General features: G+C 71.3%; 22 protein-coding genes and 1 tRNA gene. 2 read left to right on the plus strand and 21 right to left on the minus strand.

Features of this window, described 5'->3' with window-relative positions; all coding sequences use genetic code 11:
• Window positions 1-187: 187 nt before the first annotated feature.
• Together TCUR_RS19305 and TCUR_RS19310 are read right to left on the minus strand one after the other, a co-directional pair.
• Entirely contained in the window at window positions 188-1339 is a 1152-nt protein-coding gene (locus TCUR_RS19305) for an MraY family glycosyltransferase (RefSeq protein ID WP_012854238.1), read from the minus strand.
• A 150-nt stretch (window positions 1340-1489) separates the two neighbouring features.
• Window positions 1490-2572 (minus strand): DUF2207 domain-containing protein, encoded by a 1083-nt coding sequence (locus TCUR_RS19310; RefSeq protein ID WP_012854239.1) that lies wholly within the window; start codon window positions 2570-2572, stop codon window positions 1490-1492.
• A gap of 341 nt (window positions 2573-2913) precedes the next feature.
• On the opposite strand from TCUR_RS19310, the gene TCUR_RS19315 reads away from it, so the two are divergent.
• Complete coding sequence (locus TCUR_RS19315) at window positions 2914-3414, plus strand: hypothetical protein (protein ID WP_012854240.1); 501 nt, start codon at window positions 2914-2916, stop codon at window positions 3412-3414.
• A 216-nt stretch (window positions 3415-3630) separates the two neighbouring features.
• Here the strand turns inward: TCUR_RS19315 and TCUR_RS19320 are convergent, their stop codons facing one another.
• From TCUR_RS19320 to TCUR_RS19385, 14 genes are all read right to left on the minus strand, one after another.
• Window positions 3631-4281 carry an L-threonylcarbamoyladenylate synthase gene (locus tag TCUR_RS19320; RefSeq protein WP_012854241.1) on the minus strand — a complete coding sequence of 217 codons (651 nt, stop codon included), beginning with the start codon at window positions 4279-4281 and terminating at the stop codon, window positions 3631-3633.
• A 42-nt stretch (window positions 4282-4323) separates the two neighbouring features.
• A complete protein-coding gene (locus TCUR_RS19325) occupies window positions 4324-5091 on the minus strand; it encodes an L-threonylcarbamoyladenylate synthase (protein WP_041442380.1) in 768 nt (255 codons plus the stop codon).
• Window positions 5092-5135: 44 nt separating this feature from the next.
• Complete coding sequence (gene prmC, locus TCUR_RS19330; RefSeq protein WP_012854243.1) at window positions 5136-5996, minus strand: peptide chain release factor N(5)-glutamine methyltransferase; 861 nt, start codon at window positions 5994-5996, stop codon at window positions 5136-5138.
• A complete protein-coding gene (gene prfA / locus TCUR_RS19335; protein ID WP_012854244.1) occupies window positions 5993-7078 on the minus strand; it encodes a peptide chain release factor 1 in 1086 nt (361 codons plus the stop codon). The genes prmC and prfA overlap by 4 nt, the downstream gene beginning before the upstream one ends.
• Window positions 7079-7187: 109 nt before the next feature.
• Window positions 7188-7409, minus strand: a complete 222-nt coding sequence (gene rpmE / locus TCUR_RS19340; protein ID WP_012854245.1) for a 50S ribosomal protein L31 — start codon at window positions 7407-7409, stop codon at window positions 7188-7190.
• Between the two features lie 160 nt (window positions 7410-7569).
• Window positions 7570-8217, minus strand: coding sequence for a response regulator (locus TCUR_RS19345; RefSeq protein ID WP_041440115.1), 648 nt, complete (start codon window positions 8215-8217; stop codon window positions 7570-7572).
• A gap of 40 nt (window positions 8218-8257) precedes the next feature.
• Window positions 8258-9586 (minus strand): sensor histidine kinase, encoded by a 1329-nt coding sequence (locus TCUR_RS19350; protein ID WP_012854247.1) that lies wholly within the window; start codon window positions 9584-9586, stop codon window positions 8258-8260.
• A gap of 190 nt (window positions 9587-9776) precedes the next feature.
• Window positions 9777-11816: a transcription termination factor Rho gene (gene rho, locus TCUR_RS19355; protein WP_012854248.1), complete on the minus strand. Its 2040-nt coding sequence runs from the start codon at window positions 11814-11816 to the stop codon at window positions 9777-9779.
• Window positions 11817-12195: 379 nt separating this feature from the next.
• Window positions 12196-13146 (minus strand): homoserine kinase, encoded by a 951-nt coding sequence (gene thrB / locus TCUR_RS19360; protein ID WP_012854249.1) that lies wholly within the window; start codon window positions 13144-13146, stop codon window positions 12196-12198.
• 229 nt (window positions 13147-13375) lie between these two features.
• Window positions 13376-14434, minus strand: coding sequence for a threonine synthase (gene thrC / locus TCUR_RS19365; protein ID WP_012854251.1), 1059 nt, complete (start codon window positions 14432-14434; stop codon window positions 13376-13378).
• A gap of 395 nt (window positions 14435-14829) precedes the next feature.
• Complete coding sequence (locus tag TCUR_RS19370; protein WP_012854252.1) at window positions 14830-16143, minus strand: homoserine dehydrogenase; 1314 nt, start codon at window positions 16141-16143, stop codon at window positions 14830-14832.
• Between the two features lie 4 nt (window positions 16144-16147).
• Window positions 16148-17533 (minus strand): diaminopimelate decarboxylase, encoded by a 1386-nt coding sequence (lysA, locus tag TCUR_RS19375; RefSeq protein ID WP_012854253.1) that lies wholly within the window; start codon window positions 17531-17533, stop codon window positions 16148-16150.
• 28 nt (window positions 17534-17561) lie between these two features.
• The gene (locus tag TCUR_RS19380) at window positions 17562-18317 is read right to left on the minus strand and encodes a DALR anticodon-binding domain-containing protein (protein ID WP_148233063.1); all 756 of its coding nucleotides are present in this window, start codon (window positions 18315-18317) and stop codon (window positions 17562-17564) included.
• A 21-nt stretch (window positions 18318-18338) separates the two neighbouring features.
• Window positions 18339-18710, minus strand: a complete 372-nt coding sequence (locus TCUR_RS19385; RefSeq protein ID WP_041442390.1) for a response regulator transcription factor — start codon at window positions 18708-18710, stop codon at window positions 18339-18341.
• 171 nt (window positions 18711-18881) lie between these two features.
• Between TCUR_RS19385 and TCUR_RS19390 the strand changes: the two genes are divergently transcribed.
• Window positions 18882-18953 (plus strand) — tRNA-Arg (locus tag TCUR_RS19390).
• Between the two features lie 142 nt (window positions 18954-19095).
• Here the strand turns inward: TCUR_RS19390 and TCUR_RS19395 are convergent.
• From TCUR_RS19395 to TCUR_RS19410, 5 genes are all read right to left on the minus strand, one after another.
• The gene (locus TCUR_RS19395; protein ID WP_245536900.1) at window positions 19096-20517 is read right to left on the minus strand and encodes a tyrosine-type recombinase/integrase; all 1422 of its coding nucleotides are present in this window, start codon (window positions 20515-20517) and stop codon (window positions 19096-19098) included.
• Window positions 20511-20699, minus strand: a complete 189-nt coding sequence (locus TCUR_RS25795) for a helix-turn-helix transcriptional regulator (RefSeq protein WP_012854257.1) — start codon at window positions 20697-20699, stop codon at window positions 20511-20513. Before TCUR_RS25795 ends, TCUR_RS19395 begins: the two co-directional genes overlap by 7 nt.
• Window positions 20696-20944, minus strand: coding sequence for a helix-turn-helix domain-containing protein (locus tag TCUR_RS19400; RefSeq protein WP_012854258.1), 249 nt, complete (start codon window positions 20942-20944; stop codon window positions 20696-20698). The genes TCUR_RS25795 and TCUR_RS19400 overlap by 4 nt, the downstream gene beginning before the upstream one ends.
• An 87-nt stretch (window positions 20945-21031) precedes the next feature.
• Window positions 21032-21487 carry an HNH endonuclease gene (locus TCUR_RS28400; protein ID WP_012854259.1) on the minus strand — a complete coding sequence of 152 codons (456 nt, stop codon included), beginning with the start codon at window positions 21485-21487 and terminating at the stop codon, window positions 21032-21034.
• Window positions 21484-21855, minus strand: coding sequence for a hypothetical protein (locus TCUR_RS19410; RefSeq protein WP_041440119.1), 372 nt, complete (start codon window positions 21853-21855; stop codon window positions 21484-21486). Before TCUR_RS19410 ends, TCUR_RS28400 begins: the two co-directional genes overlap by 4 nt.
• Window positions 21856-21945 lie beyond the last annotated feature (90 nt).

The raw sequence follows: 21945 nt of genomic DNA on the forward strand, positions 1-21945 counted from the left end.
CACCGAATCGTCGTGATCGGTTCAAAGCCGCCCCGCCGGCCGTTCACGGCGGGGCCGACCGCACCGCACGCCCCGTCCCGCAGAGTCCCGGCGGCGCACAGGGGCCGATCGGCGGCGGCTCCCCCAGCGGTCTCGGCGGACGCCCGCGTGATGTTCCACTCATCGAGCGCGAAGCCGGGCGCACCGGTCAGACGTGCTCGCGGGGGCGCTGGGGGGCGGCGGCGTCGGGCGCCGTGGCCTTGGGACGGCGGCGCCGCCAGGGCTCGGCGATCAGACCCACCACTCCGGCGATGGCCACCAGGCCGGTCACCGAAAGCACCAGCGGAATGGAGCGAATGAACGACAGCCCCACCACGCAGGAGGCCAGCAGGCCGACCCAGAAATACATCACCAAAACGGCCCGGCGGTGCGAATGCCCCAGCTCCAGAAGACGGTGGTGCAAATGCAACTTGTCGGGCGCAAAGGGCGATTTACCCTGATTCGTCCGGCGCCATACCGCCAGCAGCATGTCGATGTAGGGAACCGCCACCACCAACGGCACCAGAACCAGCGGAAGGAAGAAGGGAATCTGCGTCACCGGGCCGATGACGGCGCTGTCGAACTGCCCGGTCAGCAAGATCATGACGGCGCTGAGCAGCAGCCCGATGAGCATGGAGCCGGTGTCGCCCATGAAGATGCGGGCGGGGTTGAAGTTGTGCGGCAGGAATCCGGCGCAGATCCCGATCAGCACCGCAGCGGCCAGCGTGGCCGGCTGAATCCGGGACAGATGCTCGATGAAGGCCAGCAGCGAGGCGTAAGAGAACAACGCCATCGCGGCGATGCCGACGACTCCGGCGGCCAGCCCGTCCAGCCCGTCGACGAAGTTCACCGCGTTGATGGTGGCGACCACCAGAAAAATGGTCAGCGGCACCCCGTATTCGGGCGGCAGCACCAGCGGCTGGCCGTTGGGCAGCGGGACCACGAACAGCTGGATGCCGTTCAGGATGAACAGCCCGGCGGCGGCCACCTGCCCGGCGAACTTGGTCAGCGCGTCGATCTCCCAGCGGTCGTCGGCGATGCCCAGCAGCACGATCAGCCCGCCGGCCAGCAGCAGCCCGCGATCGACGTCGCTTTCCTCCATGACCTTGCGCATCACCGGCAGCCCGCTGGCCACCACCAGCGCGCCGATCATGCCGAAGAACATCGCCAGCCCGCCCATCCGGGGGGTGGGGATGGCGTGCACGTCCCGGTCGCGGACGGCGGTCATCGCCCCGAACCGCACCGACAGCGCCCGCACCAAGGGGGTGGTCAGGTAGGTGATCACCGCGGCGACCAGGACGATGAGCAGGTACTCGCGCATGGGCGGCACCCCCTTCCCGTCCTCGTGTACGCCGCCGCCCCCTTCCGCCGCGGGGCGCCGGTCGTGCCGCCTGCGGGCACACGTCTTCTCACTGTGCAGACGCCGGCCGCGGCCGGCCGGTTCGCCGGACGCGGGGCAGTGTGGCCAACACTATGCCCGATGATCCCCTGATGCCTCATGTTCTGAACGGCTGTTGCGGACGACGCATCCGGGACGGCCCGATCTCCGCCCGTGGGCGCCGATCGCCGCTCCCAGGGCCAGCAGCCCCATCCCGGCCAGGGCCGGATCGCCCACCGAGGCCGCCCACAGGCCGTGCGCCACCACGTCGTCGGCCAGGTCCCACACCACCGCCGCGGCCCCCGTGGCCAGCAGCAGCGCTCCCGTCCGCCGGCCGGGCGCCCCGCCGGCGGCGAGCCTTCGCGCGATGGCCGCCGCGGGCCGTTCAGAACGCGCCAGGCGCGCCGCCAGGGCCAGGGCGAGGCCCACCGCCAGGCACAGGGCCGACAGCACATACCCGAGCCGGGAGAAGGCGAAATGGGGGCGCGCATACCGGGGGGCGGGGACCTCGACCGCGCCCTCCGGCAAGTGCACATCGATCAGCACGCTCTCGCGGGGGCGCAGGTCCCGCTGGGTGAACTCCACCGCGCGCGGCGCGGCGCGGCCCCGGCCGCACTCGGTGAGCCCCGGGCCGGCGCGCCGGTGCGCCCCCGCCCGGCAGCGCACGCCCAGCGGCCGGGCCGGCGTGTGGACCCGCACCGAGACCTCGCCGATCGGCACGCCCCAGCCGGTCCCGACGGCGTCCCAGCGCAGCTCCGCCCGGCCGGGCGCGGGCGTCAGCGCGCCCACCACGTCGTATTCGACCACGTAGGCCTGGCGTCCGCTGACCTTGCGGCGCCCGCCGCCCACCGCGATGCGCAGGTCGTGCAGCACCCGGGTGGCGCGAGCGCGGGCCGGCGCCCCGGTGGAGCTGCTGGCGCGCACGTTGCGGATGTCATACAGCCGGTCGCCGACGCGGTAGGGGACGCGGCGGACGATGCCGTGCTCGCGGCGGTCGTGGAAGTCGTAGGTGATCGTCTCCCGGACGTGCAGCACGCCATCGTTCCGCACGGTCAGCACGACGTCGTAGGTCGGGATGCTCTCCCCCGGCCCGGCGGGCGGGGCGGGCGGGCCGAGGGAGGCGAAGGCGGCCGGGACCGTGAGCGTGACCGCCATCGCCCAGACCACATGAGGCATACCGGGTATTGTCCCGCCGGACGGCCTCGGCGCGGGCCGAAAGCTCCCGCAAGGCGCCCGCCGCGCCGCCGCCCCCGGCCGTCCGCCAGGGCGGCGTCAAGACCTGCAGAAATGCCGCGGAGCGCACCCGAAAGGCGTTACCGCTATCACATTCTGTCCCGCCCCTCAATGCACTATTGCACATTCCGGACGCACTTCCGGCATATGCTGCGGCGCCATCTCGCCCGACTGCGCCGATTTGTGACCGAAACCGGCCTTTCCTGGGATTTACGGATGCATCGGTCCGCCCTGAATGTTAGCTTTACCGACCGAATCCAATCCCGTAGCGAGAGGAAGGACACATGCGACGCATTGTCGCGGTGGCCGCGACCTCTGGAGCGCTCGTGGCCGGCATCGGCGCGTTCGCTACCCCCGCTCAGGCGTCGCCCGCCGACACCACCGTGGCCGTGTCCGGGGCCTCTTCGGAGGCGGCCTCCATCGAGACCGCGGCCAAGAAGAAGAAGAAAAAGAAGTGGAAGCCGATCAACGCCTTCGCCAACGTCTCGGCCTCCGGCACCTATGTCCGGAACAAGAAGAAGGTGACGATCCGGGGCGTCCTGACCGACGGTAAGAGGGACGGCTGGAGCGCCTGCGTCCGCTTCAGGGCGACCAAGGGCAAGAAGCGCCAGTACTGGCGGGGTGTGCTCCGCTACTCCACCGGCCGCTACGTCGACACCAAGGCCTCGGCGAGGTTCACCTGGACCACGAAGTACACCGGGCACCTGTGGGTTCAGGAATGCCGCCGCAACGTGAAGACCGGCAAGTACCAGTACGCCAACAAGAAGTGGCGCAAGCTGTACTGAACCTTTTCAACACGCCGTCTCCGCAGACCGAAAGGGGGCCTTGAAGCCGGGGACGATGCCGCCACCTGCAACGTCATCACCCCGGATGCCGGCGGGGCTCCCGTCTTCGGCGCCTAAGACCACGTGTTGAAAAGTTCACCGAGCCCGGCATGAGAAGGGCCCGGCGGTCACCCGCCGGGCCCTTCGCCATATGCGGAAGATCGTCCCTGGGACGAGTCAGCCGGCCCCCTCCTTCAAGGTTCCGCAGACCCGCCGCAGTGTCTCGGCCGCAAGAGCGCCGGCCCGCAGCAGACGCGGCTCATCCCCGCTCAGATCGACGATCGAGGACGGCTCCCCCAGCGGCGCCGGCCCGCCGTCCAGGTAGACCGCCACGGATTCGCCCAGCTGCGCGAACGCCTCCCCGGCGGTGCGCGCCGCCGGGCGCCCGGTCAGGTTGGCGCTGCTGACCGCCATCGGCCCGGCCTCCCGCAGCAGCTCCAGCGCCAGCTCATCGCGCGGCATGCGGACCGCGACCGTGCCCTGGGCGTCGCCCAGCACCCGGGCGAGGCCGGGGACGGCCGGAAAGACCAAGGTGAGCGCGCCGGGCCAGAACTCCTCGATCAGGGCCGGGCCGTAAGGGCCGGTGTCGGTCACCAGATCCGCCAGCGCCTCCGGCGAGCCGATCAGGACCGGGGCCGGCATCTGCCGGCCGCGCCCCTTGGCCTTCAGCAGGGCGTCCACCGCATCGGGAAGGAAGGCTCCGCAGCCGACGCCATAGACCGTGTCGGTCGGCAGGACGACCAGTTCCCCGGCCCGCACGGCCGCGGCCGCGGCGGCGATGCCGGCGGCCCGCCGCGCGGGGTCGGTGCAGTCGTAGCGTCGGCTCACGAGAATTCCGCTTTCGAAGGTCCGGATGAGTGCGTTCCGGGCTCAGGCACCGCCGCCGGGAGCCCCCTTGTCGAGGGAAGGCCCGTCCTGCGCCGCGGCTCCGTCCGAAGAGGGCTCCTTGGCCGGCGCGGCCTGCGGTTCGGCGGTCTCCTCCGCCGATTCGTCCTCCTCGGTCATCACCACGCCGGTGATGGCGCGGATCCGGTCCACCGAGACCGCCCCGGCGCGCAGCAGCCGGGGAATCGGCCCGGTCAAATCCAGCAGCGTGGAGGGCTGCCGCTCCCCGGAGGGGCCGCCGTCCAGGCAGACCGACACGGCGTCACCGAAGACCGACTCGGCCTGCGCCGCCGAGCGCGCCGGCGGCCCGCCCTTGCGGGCGGCGGCGCTCACCGCCAGCGGCCCGGTCTCCTTGAGCAGCTCCAGGGCCAGGTCGTGCAGCGGCATCCGCACCGCCACCGTGCCCTTGGCGTCGCCCAGATCCCACGACAGGTTGCGGTTGGCCCGGCACACCAGCGTCAGCGCCCCCGGCCAGAACTCGTCGATCAGGTCCTGCCCGTAGGTGCCCAGATCCTCCACCAGCGCGGTGGCGGCGCGCACCGAGCCGACCAGCACCGCCGGCGGACGGTCCCGGCCGTGCCCCTTGGCGTCCAGCAGCGCCTGCACGGCCGAAGGGGTGAAGGCGTCACAGCCGATCCCGTACACCGTGTCCGTGGGCAGCACGATCAGCTCGCCGCGCCGCACCGCCGAGACGGCCTCGGCGATGCCCCGCGTCCGCTCCATCGGATCCGAGCAGTCATAACGTCGGCTCACGGCGGCCATTCTCGCACCGCCCGCCGCACGGTCGCGTCCCGGCGTCACTCGACCGCCAGGCGGGCGGTGACGAAGCGGTCCCGGTCGGTCAGGTCGCGGTGGTTGCGGACGTCCCGCCAGCCGTGTTCTTCGGCGAACACCCAGTAGACGGCGTTGCCCTGCATGTCGCTGTGCTCGACCGCGACATGGCCGCCGGGCCGCAGCAGCCGCCGGGCGGTGCGCTCCACCGTCCGGATGGCGTCCAGGCCGTCGTCGCCGCCTCCCCACAGCGCCGCCGCCGGGTCGTGGTCGCGCACCTCCGGCGGCACGTACTCCCACTCGCTCATCGGGATGTAGGGAGGGTTGCTGATCACCAGATCGACGGTGCCGTTGAGCTCCTGGAGGGCGTCGGCGAAGTCGGCCAGATGCAGCCGCACCCGCCCCCGCAGGTCCAGCTCCTCGACGTTGCGGGTGGCGTAGACGAACGCCGTGGGGTCCTTTTCCACGGCGTGCACGCGCGCGCTGGGCGCCTCCTGGACGATGCTCAGCGCGATGGCGCCCGAGCCGGTGCCCAAGTCGACCACCAGCGGGTCGCGCACGTCCATCTGGTGCAGGGTCTCCAGCGCCCAGCCGACCATCACCTCGGTCTCCGGGCGGGGGATGAACACCCCGGGCCCCACCTTCAGCTCCAGGTAGCGGAAGAAGGCGCGGCCGGTGATGTGCTGCAGCGGCTCGCCCGCCTCGCGGCGGGCCACGCCCTCCCAGAAGCGGGCGTCGAACGCCGAGTCGGGAACGGTGTGCAGCTCAGACCGCTTGACCCCGTGCACGGCCGCGGCCAGCTCCTCGGCGTCGGCACGGGGCGAGGCGACCCCGGCGTCGGCCAGCCGCACCGTCGCCCGCGCCACCTCCTCCAGCAGCAGGTTCATGTTCCCTGGGTCGTTCCCTGGGCTTCGGCCAGTCTGCGTTCCAGGTCGGCCTCGACCAGGGTCTGGATCACGTTGTGCAGGTCGCCGTCGAGCACCTGGTCGAGGTTGTAGGCCTTGTATCCGACCCGGTGGTCGGAGATGCGGTTCTCGGGGAAGTTGTAGGTGCGCACCCGCTCGGAGCGGTCCACCGTGCGGACCTGGCTGCGGCGCTCGGCGGCGGCGGCCGCCTCCGCCTCCTGCTGGGCCAGCGCCAGCAGGCGGGACCGCAGGATGCGCATCGCCTGCTCTTTGTTCTGCAGCTGGCTCTTTTCGTTCTGGCAGGAGACCACCACGCCGGTCGGCAGGTGGGTGATGCGCACCGCCGAGTCGGTGGTGTTGACGCTCTGCCCGCCGGGGCCGGAGGAGCGGTAGACGTCGATGCGCAGATCGTTGGGGTCGATCTGCACGTCGATCTCTTCGGCCTCGGGGGTGACCAGCACGCCCACGGCGCTGGTGTGGATGCGGCCCTGGGACTCGGTCACCGGCACCCGCTGCACGCGGTGCACGCCGCCTTCGAACTTCAGGTGCGACCACGCCCCGATGGGCTCGCCGTCGGGGCCGGGACGGGCCTTGACCGCGACGGTCACGTCCTTGTACCCGCCCAGATCGGACGGCTGGGAGGAGAGGATCTCGGTCTTCCAGCCGATGCGCTCGGCATAACGCAGGTACATGCGCAGCAGGTCGCCGGCGAACAGCGCCGATTCCTCCCCGCCCTCGCCGGCTTTGATCTCCAAGATGACGTCCTTGTCATCGTTGGGATCGCGGGGGATCAGCAGCTTGCGCAGCTTCTGTTCCAGCTCGGTCCGGCGTTTTTCCAGCTCGGCGGCTTCGGCGGCGAACGCGCCGTCTTCGGCCGCCAGCTCGCGGGCGGCCTCCAGGTCGCCTTCGACGCTGCGCAACTGCCGGGCCGTCTCGACGATGGGTCGCAGCTGGGCGTAGCGCTTGCCCAGCCGGCGCGCCGCATTCTGGTCGGCGTGCACGGCCGGGTCGGCCAGCTTGCCTTCGATCTCGGTGTATTCGCCGATCAGCTCGTCGAGGTTCACGGTGTCGTTTCGCTAGCGGGGCGCGCCGCACGGCGCACCCCGAGCGGCCCGGGGACGCGCAGTCCCCCGGCCGCCGGTGTCGTCTGCCTGGAGATCTGGATTTCGGCGGTTACTTCTTGGCGCCGCTCCGCTTGCCGAAACGCTGCTCGAAGCGGGCCACCCGGCCGCCGGTGTCCAGGATCTTCTGCTTGCCGGTGTAGAACGGGTGGCAGCTGGAGCACACGTCGGCGTGGATCACGCCGTTGCGGGCGGTGCTGCGGGTCTGGAAGGTGTTTCCGCACGTGCACGTCACCGTGGTGACGACGTAGTCGGGGTGAATGCCAGGCTTCAAAGTCTTCTCCTCGCTTGAGAGCGGTCGCCGGGTCGCCCTCTGGGGCGCACGCTCGGCGCACGACCGGACGGCGTGAACCGGTACCGCGAATGTCGCACTTCAAGTGTGCCAGATGCGACAACGTACCGAGGTCGCCGGGCATTCCCCGCTCGGGGGCCGCTCAGCGTGCGCCCAGGTAGGCCAGCACCGCCATCACCCGGCGATGGTCGTCGGGTGTGGGCGGCAGGTCCAGCTTGAGCAGGATATTGGAGATGTGCTTTTCCACCGCCCCCTCGGAGACCACCAGGGTGCGGGCGATGGCCGCGTTCGAGCGGCCCTCGGCCATCAGGGCCAGCACCTCGCGTTCCCGGGGGGTCAGGGCCTCCAGCCGGTCCCCGGTGCGCCGCCGGCTCAGCAGCTGCCCGATCACCTCCGGGTCGATCACCGTGCCCCCGGCCGCGATCCGCCGCACCGCGTCGATGAACTCGGTGACCTCGGAGACCCGCTCCTTGAGCAGGTAGCCCACGCCCTGGGCGCCGTCCCCCAGCAGGTCGGCGGCGTAGCGCTCCTCCACGTACTGCGACAGCACCAGGATCGGCAGCTTCGGCCGGTCGCGCCGCACCTGCAGCGCCGCCCGCAGCCCTTCGTCGGTGAACGAGGGCGGCATCCGCACGTCCACGATCGCCAGGTCCGGCTCGTGCTCGGCCACGGCCCGCACCAGGCCCGGCCCGTCCCCGGCCACTCCCACCGTCTCGATGCCGGCGTCGGCCAGCAGCCGCACCAGCCCTTCCCGCAGCAGCACCGAGTCCTCAGCGATGACCACCCTCACGCATCTCATTGTCGCGCCGGGGGCGAGGCGGCGGGACGGGTCACCAGCTGCAGGGCAGGTCGGCGCGGATGACGGTGGGGCCGCCGACCGGGCTGTCGATGGTGAGGATGCCGTCGATGGTGGCGGCGCGGTCGGCCAGGCCGGCCAGCCCGCCGCCAGGGACGGCGGTGGCGCCGCCCACGCCGTTGTCGGTCACCTCCACCACCACCCACCGGCCCTCGCGGGTGACGCGGACCGACGCCTGGGTGGCGCGGGCGTACTTGGCGATGTTGGTCAGCGACTCGGCGACGATGAAGTAGGCGATGCTCTCCACCGCGGCCGGAGGGCGTTCCGGCAGCTCCACCTCGACCAGGACCGGGACGGGAGCGCGGGCGGCCAGCCCGGAGATGGCCGCATCCAGCCCCCGGTCGGTCAGGATCGCCGGGTAGATCCCGCGGGCCAGGTCGCGCAGTTCGGCGATGGCGGCCTTGGTGCCCTCGTGGGCCTGCTCGATGAGGGCGCGGGCGGCCTCGGGGTCGGAGGTCAGCTTGGCGCGGGCCCGCCCGATGTCCATCGCCACCGCCAGCAGCCGCTGCTGGGCGCCGTCGTGCAGGTCGCGTTCGATGCGGCGGCGCTCGGCCTCGGCGGCGTCCACCCCGCGGGCCCGGCTGGCCCGCAGCTGCTCGGCGCGGGCCTGCAGCCGCAGCCGCTCCGCCTGGCCCCGGCTCGGCCCCAGCAGCAGCATCCCGTAGAGGGCGTGCAGGACGGCCATGCCGCGGGTCACATACAGCGCCACCAGCAGCAGCCCGACACCCACCACGCTCACCGGCAGGGCGCTGATGGGGTCGTCGGCGGTGTAGACCACCACCCCGAGGTTGACCACCGCCTCGCCCGCGACGGCCACGATGAGCGGCAGGAACACAAACGCCGCGGTCGCCGACCAGACGGCCGCCGACACCACGAACTCCACCAGCCCGATCGGGAAGCGCAGCGCCAGATAGAGCAGGTCCTTCCAGGTGGCCGGGTCGGTGGCCATCGTCCGCAACCTGCCCAGCACGCCGGCCGAAGGGGGCGCGGGCCGATAAGGCTCGGGCACCGCGACGCCGAGGGCGACCTTCAGCAGCCGCCGCTCCAGCATCGCCCCGCCCCGCCACAGCAGCATCATGATCACCAGCATCGGCAGCCCGACCCAGATGATCACCAGGGCCGCCGACAGGGTCAGGCCCACCGCCAGGACGATGAACCAGGCCAGGCCGAAGGCCAGGGCGCTCCCCAGGTACAGCGCGGCCCGCCAGTTCAGCGATGAGCGCACCATCGCCAGCGGCTTCCACGACGCCGTCACGATCCGGCCCGATCCGCCGGGCACGGCCATGACGTTCAGCTCGCTCACGTCCCGACCTCCCTCCAGCCGTCACCGCACGGTTCAAGCCTGACGGGCCGCGGTGAAGCGGCGCCATACGGCGGGCCGCCGTCCCCACGGTAGGGCTATCCCCACCCTGGACCGCGGCCGCCGTGGCACGAGGACCGGAAAACGCGGGACGCCCCGAAGGGCGGGCCTTCGGGGCGTCGGCGGCACCAGGTCAGTCCCGGTCGGCGACCGTGGTCTTCTGCACCTGGAGCAGGAACTCGGCGTTGGACTTGGTCTCCTTCATCTTCTCGATGAGGAGCTCCAGGGCCTGCTGAGTGTCCAGGGCGTGCAGCACCCGGCGCAGCTGCCAGACGATGCGCAGCTCCTCGGGGGACATGAGGATCTCCTCCTTGCGGGTGCCGGAGGCCTCCACGTCCACCGCGGGGAAGATCCGCTTGTCGGCGAGCTGCCGGTTGAGCTTGAGCTCCATGTTGCCGGTGCCCTTGAACTCCTCGAAGATGACCTCGTCCATGCGGGACCCGGTCTCCACCAGCGCGGTGGCGAGGATGGTCAGGGAACCGCCGTTCTCGATGTTGCGGGCGGCGCCGAAGAACCGCTTGGGCGGGTACAGCGCGGTGGAGTCCACACCACCGGACAGGATGCGCCCGGAAGCGGGGGCGGCCAGGTTGTAGGCGCGGCCCAGCCGGGTGATGGAGTCCAGCAGCACCACCACGTCGTGGCCCAGCTCCACCAGCCGCTTGGCCCGCTCGATGGCCAGCTCGGCGACGGTGGTGTGGTCCTCGGCCGGACGGTCGAAGGTCGAGTGGATGACCTCGCCCTTGACCGACCGCTGCATGTCGGTGACCTCTTCGGGCCGCTCGTCCACCAGCACCACCATCAGGTGGCACTCGGGGTTGTTCTTGGTGATCGCGTTGGCGATCGCCTGCAGCACCATCGTCTTGCCCGCCTTGGGCGGGGAGACGATCAGGCCGCGCTGGCCCTTGCCGATCGGGGAGACCAGGTCGATGATCCGCGTGGTCAGCACGTTCGGGTCGGTCTCCAGCCGCAGCCGCTCCTGCGGGTACAGCGGGGTGAGCTTGGAGAACTCCACGCGGTTCTTGGCCTGCTCGGGCTCCATGCCGTTGACGGTGTCCAAGCGGACCAGCGCGTTGAACTTCTCCCGCCGCTCGCCCTCGCGCGGCTGGCGCACCGCACCGGTGATCACATCGCCCTTGCGCAGCCCGTACTTGCGGACCTGGGACAGCGAGACGTAGACGTCGTTGGGGCCGGGCAGGTAGCCGGTGGTGCGGACGAACGCGTAGTTGTCCAGGATGTCGAGGATGCCGGCCACCGGGATCAGCACGTCGTCCTCGTTGATCACCGGCTCCTCGTACCGCTCGCCCCGGCCGCCGCGGCCGCGGTTGCGCTCCCGGAAGCGGCGGCCCCGGCGGCTGCGGCCGCTTTCGCCGTTCTCCTCCTCGGCGGCGCCGTTCTGGCCGCGGCGCTGCTGGCCGTTCTGCTGCTGCTCGCCGCGCTCCCGGCCGCCCCGGCCGCGCTGACGGCCCTCGCGCCCGTTGCCCTCGCCCTCCTCGCCGGCGGTCCGGGCGCGCTCCCCACGCTCGGTCTTCTCCGCGGTCTTGTCAGCGGGCTTGTCGGCGCTCTTGTCGGCGGACTCCGCCTTGTCGTCCTGCTTGTCCTTGTCGGCCGCCTTGTCGGCCGCCTTGTCGGCGGACTTGTCGGCGGGCTTGTCGGCCTGCTGTTCCTCGGGGATGGCGAGCTGTTCCTCGCCCTCCTCGCGCTTGGCGGAACGGGTGCGGCGGGTGCGCGCCGGACGGCTCTCGGCCGCGCCCGCGTCGGCCTGCTCCTCGGAGCGGGAGGCGGTCTCCTCCGCCTTGTCCGCCTGGGCCGCCTTGTCGTCCCGGCTCGCCTTGGACTCGGCCGGCTCGCTCTTGGGCTCGGTCTTGGGCTCGCTCGGCGACGTGGACTCGGTCTCGGCCTTGGCCTCGGACTTGGGCTCGGACTTGGCGGTGCTCGGCCCGGTGACGGGTCCGCCCTGCTTGGCCTCGATGGCGGCGATGAGCTGGCTCTTGCGCATCCCGGTGGTGCCGGTGATGCCGAGCTGGGCGGCCAGCGTCCTGAGTTCGGGCAGCACCAACGCCGACAGGCCGGTGCCGGAACGCCGGCGCCGCGTCGTGGGGCGCTCCGGCCGGTCCGCGGTGTTCTCAGCTGCGGGGCTGGAGGTGTCCGTAAGGAGTTCGCTGGATTCGCTCACTAAGGGTCCTTCCCAGGGAGCGGGTGTTGGCCCTCGTCGGCCAGGCAACCCGATGATGCGATCCGGCGGGGGCGCCAGATCGAGCTCTGCCGATCACGATGGGGTCGCCATCGGCGGTGTCTGGACACAGCCAGATGATGGTCGGGACGGTTCTCGCACCATCCCCGGTTCCGCAACGTCTGAGGTTTCGCCGGGATGCCGGACAACGGGAAGTCACGGTGTCGGGGAGCCACATGTGCGGGGCAGGTGAGCCACCATGGCCGACCTGACGGTGCGTGGCTGACGAGCACCCGGCCCCGAGCGGGGCATCTGGTGCGGTATTCAGCCTAACACCACACGAGCACACTGCTATTCCCCAGCGTTCGATGACATTGGCGTGTCACGGACCAGGCGGCTGAACGTATGCGCCATGGGGGTCGACGTTCAGCGAGTGTTTGTGCCACCCATTACCCACTTTCGGGCCGATCGAATCAACCCGGGATGCGGTTGTGAACGCCAGGACAGTGGGTCCGGCCCCGGAGATCACCGCCGGCACTCCCGCCGCCCGCAACCTGGCCACCAGATCCGCCGATTCCGGCATGGCCGGTGCCCGGTATTCCTGGTGCAACCGGTCCTCGGTGGCCGCGAGCATCACGTCCTCGCCCAGCCCGCCGGTCAGCGCCGCGATCAGCAGCGCCGCCCGTCCGGCGTTGACGGCCGCGTCCTCGTGGGGCACGGTCTGCGGCAACAGCCCGCGGGCCCGTTCGGTGGGAAGCGTGTGGTCGGGGACGAACACCACGACCTGCCGGTCCAGGTCCAGCCGCAGCGCCCGCGGCCCGTCCGGCTCGCTCCAGGCGATGGTAAGCCCTCCGTACAGGCAGGGCGCAACGTTGTCGGGGTGGCCTTCGATCTCGGTGGCCAGCGTCAGCGCCGCGGCGTCGTCCAGCAGCCGGCCGCAGGGGTGCAGCGCCCGGGCCGCGACGATCCCGGCGATGATGGCCGCCGAGGACGAGCCCAGCCCGCGGCTGTGCGGGATGCGGTTCACGCAGCTCAGCCGCAGCCCCGGAGGCTGGCCCAGCCCGGCCCCCGACAGCTCCTCCAGCAGGTCGAACGTCCGGCGCAGCACCTTGACGATCAGGTGCCGTTCGCCCCGGTCGGCGACCTCGGCGCCCTCGCCGTCCACCGCGATGGACAGCCCGCCCTCGGTGATCTCCACCGTGACGTCGTCGTAGAGGGCGAGCGCCAGCCCCAGCGAGTCGAACCCGGGTCCCAGATTGGCGCTGGTGGCCGGTACCCGGACCCGAACTCGCGGGATCCATTGCCGACTCCGATCGGCATTCACGCCAGCCACGCGCGCACCTCCGGCACCCTTATGGCACGGCTTTTCCGCATCAGGGACGAGCGTTCATTCCATGTTCCCGCCCGCTTTTGCGCCCGCACCGCGCCCGGCAATCCGAACTCGTTCACTTCGGTTCTTCGCATGCCCTCGGTGCGCCCGGCCCCGCGGCCTTTCCGCGGCAGGGGTGAACGGCGCTCCGCGTCGTCCGCCCGCCGCACGGCCGCGGGCGACCCCGGCTCGCTCACGTGAGGCCCAGCGCGGACGCCGCGGCGTGGGCGTCGACCTTGACGGTGATGGGCGCGGGCGCCCCGGAGATCGCCCAGTCGGGGTCTTTCAGGCCGTTGCCGGTCACCGTGCAGACCACCCGCTCGCCCGCCTCGATCAGCCCCTGCTCCCGGGCCTGCAGCACGCCGGCGACGCTGGCGGCGGAGGCGGGCTCGACGAACACGCCCTCCTCGCGGGCCAGCAGCCGGTAGGCGGCCAGGATCTGCCGGTCGGTGACCGCGGAGATGGCCCCGCCGGACTCGTCGCGCGCGGCGATCGCCAGATCCCAGGAGGCCGGGTTGCCGATCCGGATGGCGGTGGCGATCGTCTGCGGGCTGCGCACCGGCTCGCCCTTGACGAACGGGGCCGCCCCGCTGGCCTGGAAGCCCAGCATGCGCGGGGTCTTGGTGGCCACCTTGTCGGCGGCGTACTCGGTGTAGCCCATCCAGTAGGCGGAGATGTTCCCGGCGTTGCCGACGGGCAGGCAGTGCACGTCGGGGGCGTCGCCGAGAGCGTCCACGATCTCGAACGCGGCGGTCTTCTGGCCCTGCAGGCGGAACTTGTTGACCGAGTTGACCAGGGCGACCGGGTAGTCCACGGCGAGCTTGCGGGCCAGCTCCAGGCAGTCGTCGAAGTTGCCGTCCACCTGCAGCAGCCGGGCGCCGTGCACCAGCGCCTGCGCCAGCTTGCCCATGGCGATCTTGCCCTTGGGCACCAGCACCGCGCACGTCATGCCGGCCCGCACCGCATAGGCGGCGGCCGAGGCGGAGGTGTTGCCGGTGGAGGCGCAGATCACCGCCTTGGCGCCCTCCTCGGCGGCCTTGCTGATCGCCACGGTCATGCCGCGGTCCTTGAACGAGCCGGTGGGGTTGGCGCCCTCCACCTTCAGGTAGACCTCGCAGCCGGTGAGCTGGGAGATCCGCTGTGCCGGCAGCAGCGGCGTGCCGCCTTCGAGCAGGGTGACGACGGGAGTGGCCTCGGTCACCGGGAGCCGGTCGCGGTACTCGGCGATGAGGCCGCGCCAAGCCCTGTTCATCGGAACTCCTTAAGCGTGGAGAACCCCGCCTTCCGGCGGGGAGCGGAAACGCTGCACGATACCGCGCGGAACACCGCGCCGGACAGCGCGTTCCCGGACGCACCCGTCGGTGAGGACCCGGCCACCGGACCGGTGCCGGGAACCGTCGGTGAAGCGGGAAGATCCGGTCCGGGCGAGTCGGGATCCCCTGGATTGGCCCGTGGGGAGGAGGTCAACAGATCTCCAACGTGGGTGTCGTCCTGCGATGTCCGGCCGCGGCGAGTTGACCTGCGGCATCGCGCCGCAGTCTAAGGCCAAACGGGGCCGGTTGGGGCGGGCCGGGCGGCCGGTGCGGCGATGCGCACACGCCGCACCGCCCTCCCGCCCCGCCTTGCGGCCGGATCGGGCGGCCCCGGTCAGGCGATCTCGTCGGCCTCGACCCGCATCACGCTGGAGACCTCCCGGACGATGTCCAGGCGGCGCAGCCCCTCCACGGTGGCGGCCAGCGCCGCGTCCGGCGCCCGGTGGGTGACGATCACCAGCTGGGCGTCCTCGCCGTAGCCCTCCTGGCGGACGGCCTGGATCGACACGTCGTGGCGGGCGAACAGCTCGGCGATCTGGGCCAGCACGCCGGAGCGGTCGGCCACGTCCAGCTGGATGTAGTAGCGGGTGATCGTCTCGCCCATCGGCAGCACGGGCAGCTCGGCGTAGGTGACCTCCACCGGGCCGCGTGTCCCGCCGACCCGGTTGCGGGCCACCGCCACCAGGTCGCCCAGCACCGCCGAGGCGGTGGGCGCGCCGCCGGCGCCGGCGCCGTAGAACATCAGCGACCCGGCCGACTCGGCCTCCACGAACACCGCGTTGTAGGCCTCGCGGACGCTGGCCAGCGGGTGCGAACGGGGGATCATCGCCGGGTAGACGCGCACCGACACGCCCCGGCCGCCGTTGTTGCGGCCCTCCGGGTCGGGCACCCGCTCGCAGATCGCCAGCAGCTTGACCACGCTGTCCATCGCCTTGGCCCCGGCCACGTCCGCGGCGGAGACCTCGGTGATGCCCTCCCGGTGCACGTCGGCGGCGCTGACCGGGGTGTGGAAGGCCAGCTGCGCCAGGATCGCCGCCTTGGCCGCGGCGTCGAAGCCCTCCACGTCGGCGGTCGGGTCGGCCTCGGCGTACCCCAGCTCCTGGGCCTCCTCCAGGGCGTCGGAGAAGGAGGCGCCGCAGGAGTCCATCCGGTCCAGGATGTAGTTGGTGGTGCCGTTGACGATCCCGATCACCCGTTTGACGTGGTCGCCGACCAGCGACTCGCGCAGCGGGCGCAGCAGCGGGATCGCCCCGGCCACCGCGGCCTCGTAGTACAGGTCGGCGCCGTACTCGCGGGCCGCCCCGAAGATCGTCTCCCCGTCCTCGGCCAGCAGCGCCTTGTTGGCGGTGACCACCGACTTGCCGGACTTCATGGCCGCCAGCAGCAGCGAGCGGGCCGGCTCGATGCCGCCGATCACCTCGACCACGATGTCGACGTCCTCGCGGGTGACCAGGCCCATGGCGTCGGTGGTCAGCAGCTCGGGCGCCACGTGCTCGCGCGTGCGGTCCAGCCGCCGCACCGCCACGCCGGCCAGCTCCAGCGGAGCGCCGATGCGCGCCGTCAGATCGGCGGCCTGCTCGTGCAGCAGCCTGACCACCTCGGAACCGACGGTTCCGCAGCCCAGCAAGGCCACCCGCAGGGGTTTCACCGTCCTATACCTCCGCATCCAGCCGCAGCAGGTCCTCTTCGGTCTCCCGCCGGATCAGGACCCGCGCCTTGCCGTCCCGTACCGCCACCACGGCCGGGCGGGGGACGAAGTTGTAGTTACTGGCCATCGACCGACAGTACGCGCCGGTCGCCGCCACCGCCACGACGTCCCCGGCCGTCACATCGCGCGGCAGCCACAGGTCGCGCACCACGATGTCGCCGCTTTCGCAGTGCTTGCCCACCAGCCGGCTGAGCATGGGCTCGGCCCGGGAGGACCGGCTGGCCAGCACACAGGTGTACTCGGCGCCGTACAGCGCGGTGCGCAGGTTGTCGCTCATCCCGCCGTCCACCGACACGTACGTGCGCAGGCCCTCGACGTCCTTGACGGTGCCGACCTCGTACAGGGTAACCCCGCCCGGCCCGACGATCGCCCGGCCCGGTTCCACGGTGATGCGCGGCATCGCCAGCCCGTAGGCCCGGCACTCGCGGGCCACGATCTCCTTCAGCGAGTCGGCGATCGCCTTGGGGTCGTGCGGCTCGTCACCGGGCACATAGGCGATGCCGTAGCCGCCGCCCAGATCCAGTTCGGGCAGCTCCAGGCCGTGCTCGTCGCGGATCGCCACCAGCTGCTCGGCCAGCCGGTGCGCAGCCACCTCGAACCCGTCGGTGTCGAAGATCTGCGAGCCGATGTGGGAGTGCAGCCCCACCAGCTCCAGCTGCGGCAGCTGCAGCACCCGCCGCACCGCCTCCAGGGCCGCGCCGGTGGTGCGGGAGAACCCGAACTTCTGGTCGTCGTGGGCGGTGGCGATGAACTCGTGGGTGTGCGCCTCCACCCCGGTGGTCACCCGGATCATGACCTTGGGGCGCGCGCCCTTCTCCTGGGCCAGGTAGCCCAGGCGGGCGATCTCCTCGAAGGAGTCGATCACCACGCGGCCGACCCCGGCCTCCAGCGCCCGCTCCAGCTCGGCGAGCGACTTGTTGCTGCCGTGCATGGTGATCTTCTCGGGGGGGAAGCCGGCGGCCAGCGCCACCGCCAGTTCCCCGCCGGTGCACACGTCCAGGCCCAGGCCCTCTTCGTCCAGCCACCGCAGCAGCGCGGTGCACAAGAACGCCTTGCCCGCATAGTGGACGCTGCCGTCCTGGAAGGCCGTGGCGTACTCGCGGGCGCGCTGGCGCACGTCCTCTTCGTCGTAGACGTACAGGGGGGTGCCGAACCGGGCCGCCAGGTCGCGGACGTCCACCCCGCCGATCGTCAGCACGCCGTCCTCGCGGCGCGCCGTCCTCGGCCAGATACGCGGATCCAGGTGGTTCAAATCCGCCGGGGGCGGCAGCGGGTGCTCTTCCGGCAGCACGTCCGCATGCCGCGGCCCCGCCGGGTGCACCCGGCTCATTCGCCCGCTCCGCGCGGCTGTCGCATGCTCATATTCGCTCTCTAGGACTTTCGCCGATCATCTTCAGGCCGTTGCCGAGGGCGATGCGCACCGCCTCCGCCAGCGTGCGGCGCGCCGCGTGCACCGCCCCGGGTTCCTCCGCGCCGGACGGCAACGCCGGGCACCGCTCGTAGACCCGGTGGTAGGCATCGGCGAGGCGCTCCAGATGGTGCTGGAGCGGGCTCGCGTCCCGTTCGCGCGCCGCCTGCTCGGCTCTGCCGGGCTGCTCGGCCAGCAAGGCCAGCAAGGTGCCTTCCTCCGGCTCTTTGAGCAACCCCGGATCGCCCATGGCGATTCCCAGGTCCGCCGCGCGCCGCCCGATCGCCGCCGCCCTGGCGTAGGCGTACCGCACCATGAAGCCGGGGTTGTCGAAGGTGCGGGGCCGGTCGGGCCAGCCCCCCGCCAAGGTCACGCCCTCGACCCGTCCGTAGGAGGACCCGGCCGCGACGATTCCCGCCGCCAGCTCCCCCGGCCGGCGGACGGCGATGGTCAAGAACCCCGGCCCGCTCACCCGGACCGCCCCCAGCCCCGGCCGCCCGGCCAGACGCCCGGCGATCACCCGGGCCACCTCGGTCCCCGGCCGCCGCTGCGCCGCCGCCAGGCGCAACGCCACCGGCGTGCGGTACTCCCCCGCCGCGGCGCTGCTCAGCGGCACCTCGACGGGCACGTCCGCGGTGAGCTCACCGGCGTCCACGGCATCGCGCACCGCGGCCATGACGGCATCGCGCACCTCGGCTGGAGTCACCTAGGTGAGACTATCGGACCACTATGCGGACATATCCCCGGCGCCCACCAGCTCCCGCACCGTCCGGATCAGGTCGTCGGGGTCGAACGGCTTGGTGATGTAGGCGTCCACCCCGATCTCCCGGCCCCGGCGGATGTCGTAGTCCTGCGCCCGCGCCGTGATCAGCACCACCCGGATGTCCCGGGTCGCCGGATTCTCCCGCAGCTTGACCGCGGTCACCCACCCGTCCAGCCGCGGCATCATCACATCCAGCGTGATCACATCGGGGGCCACCTCGGCCACCTTGTCCAGGCAGTCCCGCCCGTCCACCGCGGTGGCCACCTCGAACCCCTCAAGCTGCAGGTTCACCGCGATGAGCTGCCGGATCACCTCATCGTCGTCCACCACCAGCACGCGGCCCAGCGACCGCTCACCGGCAGGCTCCTCCGCCTCGCTCACGGCCGCGAGGTTAGCCCACCGCCCCCGCTCCCGCAGCAAGATCGCCCAGGCCGTCCTTAACCAGGTGCACTCCACCCCCCGATCCCTGGTAGCCTTTTCCCGCAGCCACCAAGTGGTGCGGATGCCGCCCCCTTAGCTCAGGGGATAGAGCAACGGCCTCCGGAGCCGTGTGCGCAGGTTCGAATCCTGCAGGGGGCACCCTCCAGACACCTCCCGGAACATCCCGGTGACCTGGGCAGACGTACGAAGATCGGGCGGGATCTCAGTCCAACTGAGTCCCGCCCGATCTCGTTGTGTCTCAGCGTTCGCGAGAGACCTGCGAGAGAACTTCTCGCGGCCCTCAGGCGTCCCCTAGCGCCCGTTCGATGCGTCGGTTGATGCTGTCCTCCTGACCGTCCAGACAGCCCGCGTAGCGCTTCAAGAGGACTTCCACCGAGTTACCTGCCCGCTTGGCCACGTCCGCCGGTGAGATCCCGGCGTTGAGCCACGTGCTCAGTGCGGCATGCCGTAGGTCGTACGGACGACCTGCGAGCGGTGACGCGACCTGATCGGGCGTGAACGCGAGCCGGCGGGCTTCCTCCCACGCTCGCGAGTAGGTGGTAGAGCCCAGGATGCCGCCACGCTCGTTCCTGAACAGGCGCCCGTCGTCAGCCGTGCCGAACTCGTCTATGTGCGCCCTGAGAAGGCTCACCAGGGACGGCGGGATGGGCACCTGACGAGCGCTGTTGGTCGGACGCTGCTTGAGCCCCCTCACGTCGTGCCGTCCACCATGGTCAGTCCACTTCTTCGCGGTGACTGGCAGCGTCTTGACCAGCGTCAGCCGTCCCCATCCCTCCTCTGGCAAGTAGCAGTCGCTCACGCGCAACGCGACAGCCTCAGCCGGGCGGAGTCCGGCGTAGTAGAGCACGGCGAAGAACGCCACGAGCCGACGCCCACGGGCACGGTGCCATGAGCCAACGTAGGACAGCGCGGTCAGCAGCTCGCGGGCCTGGGCGTGGGTGACTACAACCCGCGGGTCCACCTCCTCTTGGTTGGCCACGCGCTTCGGAGTGACGCGCTTGAGCGGGTTCTCGGGAAGCTCCCCCAGCTCTACCGCGTACTCGATGGCGGTATTGAGCCCACGGCGCCGACGCCGGTAGGTGTCGGTCGCTGCCGGTTTGCCCTCCATCGTGACTGTGAGGCGCTGGACCACTCGACGCGCGGTCTCGGCGTCGATGAGCGCCTTGAGCGGTAGCGAGCGCTGCCGTAGCCAGCGCAGCGCAGAGACGAGCGAACTGGGCGCCTCAGCATCCTGGTTGGCCGGTAGGACGGCCCAGAGGAACGCCTTGCGAAGTTCGCCATGGGATGGCCGGTCGGTGCCGTCCTCCACCATGGCCAGCGTCGCAGTAGCGAGGCTATCCGTGATCGAGTCGCGGGTCTTGGCCGCAGCGCCGTCCCAGCGAACAGCGATGTACGCCTGGCAGAACTCGAACCAGCTCCGGGCCTCTTTGACCTTGAGCATGGACACCGGCAAGCCGGTGGCTACGTCGAACTCCTCACCTCTGGTCATGGCCTGGATCAGATCCGAGCGGAACCCATCGGCCAGTGCGTAGGTGGGAAACGTTGCGGTACAGACGTTGCCCGCGACTACCCAACGCACCATGTGCGGCTTGACCTTGCTCTTGGCCTTGCCGATCTTCCACGGGCGCCGAACGTCGCGAGTCCGTCCCTTGCTGCCGGGTACTCCCCGCCGGCCAGGACGGGTTCCCTCCGCGCTCAACACGCCTCTTCCCTGCTGGCAAGCCAGCGCTCAAGCTCCGAACGGCGGATACGCAGCTCACCGTTCGGATACTTGATCGTCTTGGGTGCCTTGCCGAGTTGACGCCAGCGGTAGAACGTCGCGCGTGGAACGCCGAGTTCGGCCAGTACCTCAGACACCTTGAGCAAAGGGTCTTTGCGGCTCACTGGTCACCTCCGCCCATGTTCGCGTCGGAGCCCGCGGAGTCCTTCAAGGAGGCCATCCAGGCATCGAACTCGGCCCGGGAGAGCCTGCTCACTCCGTCAGGTCCCACGTGAGGGGTCGGCATGAGCTTCCGGTTAGCCCACTCGGTCACCTCGGTAGTGCTGACTCGGAGGTCTGCGGCGATCTCTTCCAGAGTGATCCACCAGTCGGCGGGGAAGTAGACGTTTCTGGGCAGGGGTGTGCTCATGATGGTGTTGCCTCTCTGGTGAGGGGCGGTCCGGGCGGGGTTGCGTGGCGGCGGTCCGCCCGGACCACTGGCGGAACCTGGCAGGGGTCAGGTGGCGGACATGTGGCGGACCGGTCCGGGGACCGTCCGCGCCGTCCCAGCGGACAGCCGTCCGGCCCACATGGCGGACAGGACGGCCGTCAGCGTGGCGGGGAGGATGGCGGACACGGCGGCGGACAGCCGGGCGGCGGTGTGGCGGACACGCCGCCGGTTCCGTGTCGGGGCGTTCGGCGGACCGAGGGGGACCAGCCCGGGGGCGAACCCGCACGGACGCAGGAACTCCTGCGGCAGACGGTCAGCCTTGGCCTTGTTGCACGGGTGGCAGGCAAGAACGAGGTTGGCCTGCACCCATCCCGGCAGCTTGGACTTGGGCACCAGGTGGTCAATGGTCGCCTCGACCAGCGTGCCGAACGGGTGCCCGCAGTAGAAGCACACGGCGCCGTCACGCGCGGCGAGCTGGCGCTTGATGCGCCGCTTGCGCGCCGCGTTGGGCTTGCTGCTCATGACGCGACGCGGATCGGTCCGGCCGTCAGTCCGGCGGCCTGGAGACGGGTCGTCAGCGCGGCCACTTCGGCGGACAACTGCTCCACCCGACGGGCCAGTTCGTAGGCTTCCTGCGGGGACAGGCCGACCATGGCGGGGGCGGGCGACGGCTCGCCGGCGAACCCCATGTCCTCGGGCTTGATGGTGCGGCCCAGCTCGCGGGACAGCGCGAGCGCGAGCATGTCGGCGGTGAACGGGCGGGGCGCGCACACCCCGTTGAGCCAGCGGCCCACGTCGGTGTGGTTGGTGCTCACCGGGCGGTTCACCTGGGCCGACAGTTCCCGGATCTTGCGGCCCAGCGCCTTACGCGACAGACCGGCCTCGTTCATCAGCGTCAACAGACGCAGGTTCGGCCCACTCTTCCGAACCGAGGTACGCGAGGTACCGTTGAAGTGCATCGTGACTCCCAACGATCGATG

Source organism: Thermomonospora curvata DSM 43183, assembly GCF_000024385.1.
In the GTDB taxonomy this organism is placed as follows: domain Bacteria; phylum Actinomycetota; class Actinomycetes; order Streptosporangiales; family Streptosporangiaceae; genus Thermomonospora; species Thermomonospora curvata.

Bases quoted from the DNA above. Each gene is read 5' to 3' on its own strand.
- prmC (WP_012854243.1), bottom strand. From the start codon at position 5,996: ATGAACCTGCTGCTGGAGGAGGTGGCGCGGGCGACGGTGCGGCTGGCC.
- TCUR_RS19410 (WP_041440119.1), bottom strand. From the start codon at position 21,855: ATGAACGAGGCCGGTCTGTCGCGTAAGGCGCTGGGCCGCAAGATCCGG.
- lysA (WP_012854253.1), bottom strand. From the start codon at position 17,533: ATGAGCCGGGTGCACCCGGCGGGGCCGCGGCATGCGGACGTGCTGCCG.
- TCUR_RS28400 (WP_012854259.1), bottom strand. From the start codon at position 21,487: ATGAGCAGCAAGCCCAACGCGGCGCGCAAGCGGCGCATCAAGCGCCAG.
- thrC (WP_012854251.1), bottom strand. From the start codon at position 14,434: ATGAACAGGGCTTGGCGCGGCCTCATCGCCGAGTACCGCGACCGGCTC.
- TCUR_RS19315 (WP_012854240.1), top strand. From the start codon at position 2,914: ATGCGACGCATTGTCGCGGTGGCCGCGACCTCTGGAGCGCTCGTGGCC.
- TCUR_RS19305 (WP_012854238.1), bottom strand. From the start codon at position 1,339: ATGCGCGAGTACCTGCTCATCGTCCTGGTCGCCGCGGTGATCACCTAC.
- TCUR_RS19310 (WP_012854239.1), bottom strand. From the start codon at position 2,572: ATGCCTCATGTGGTCTGGGCGATGGCGGTCACGCTCACGGTCCCGGCC.
- TCUR_RS19400 (WP_012854258.1), bottom strand. From the start codon at position 20,944: ATGAGCACACCCCTGCCCAGAAACGTCTACTTCCCCGCCGACTGGTGG.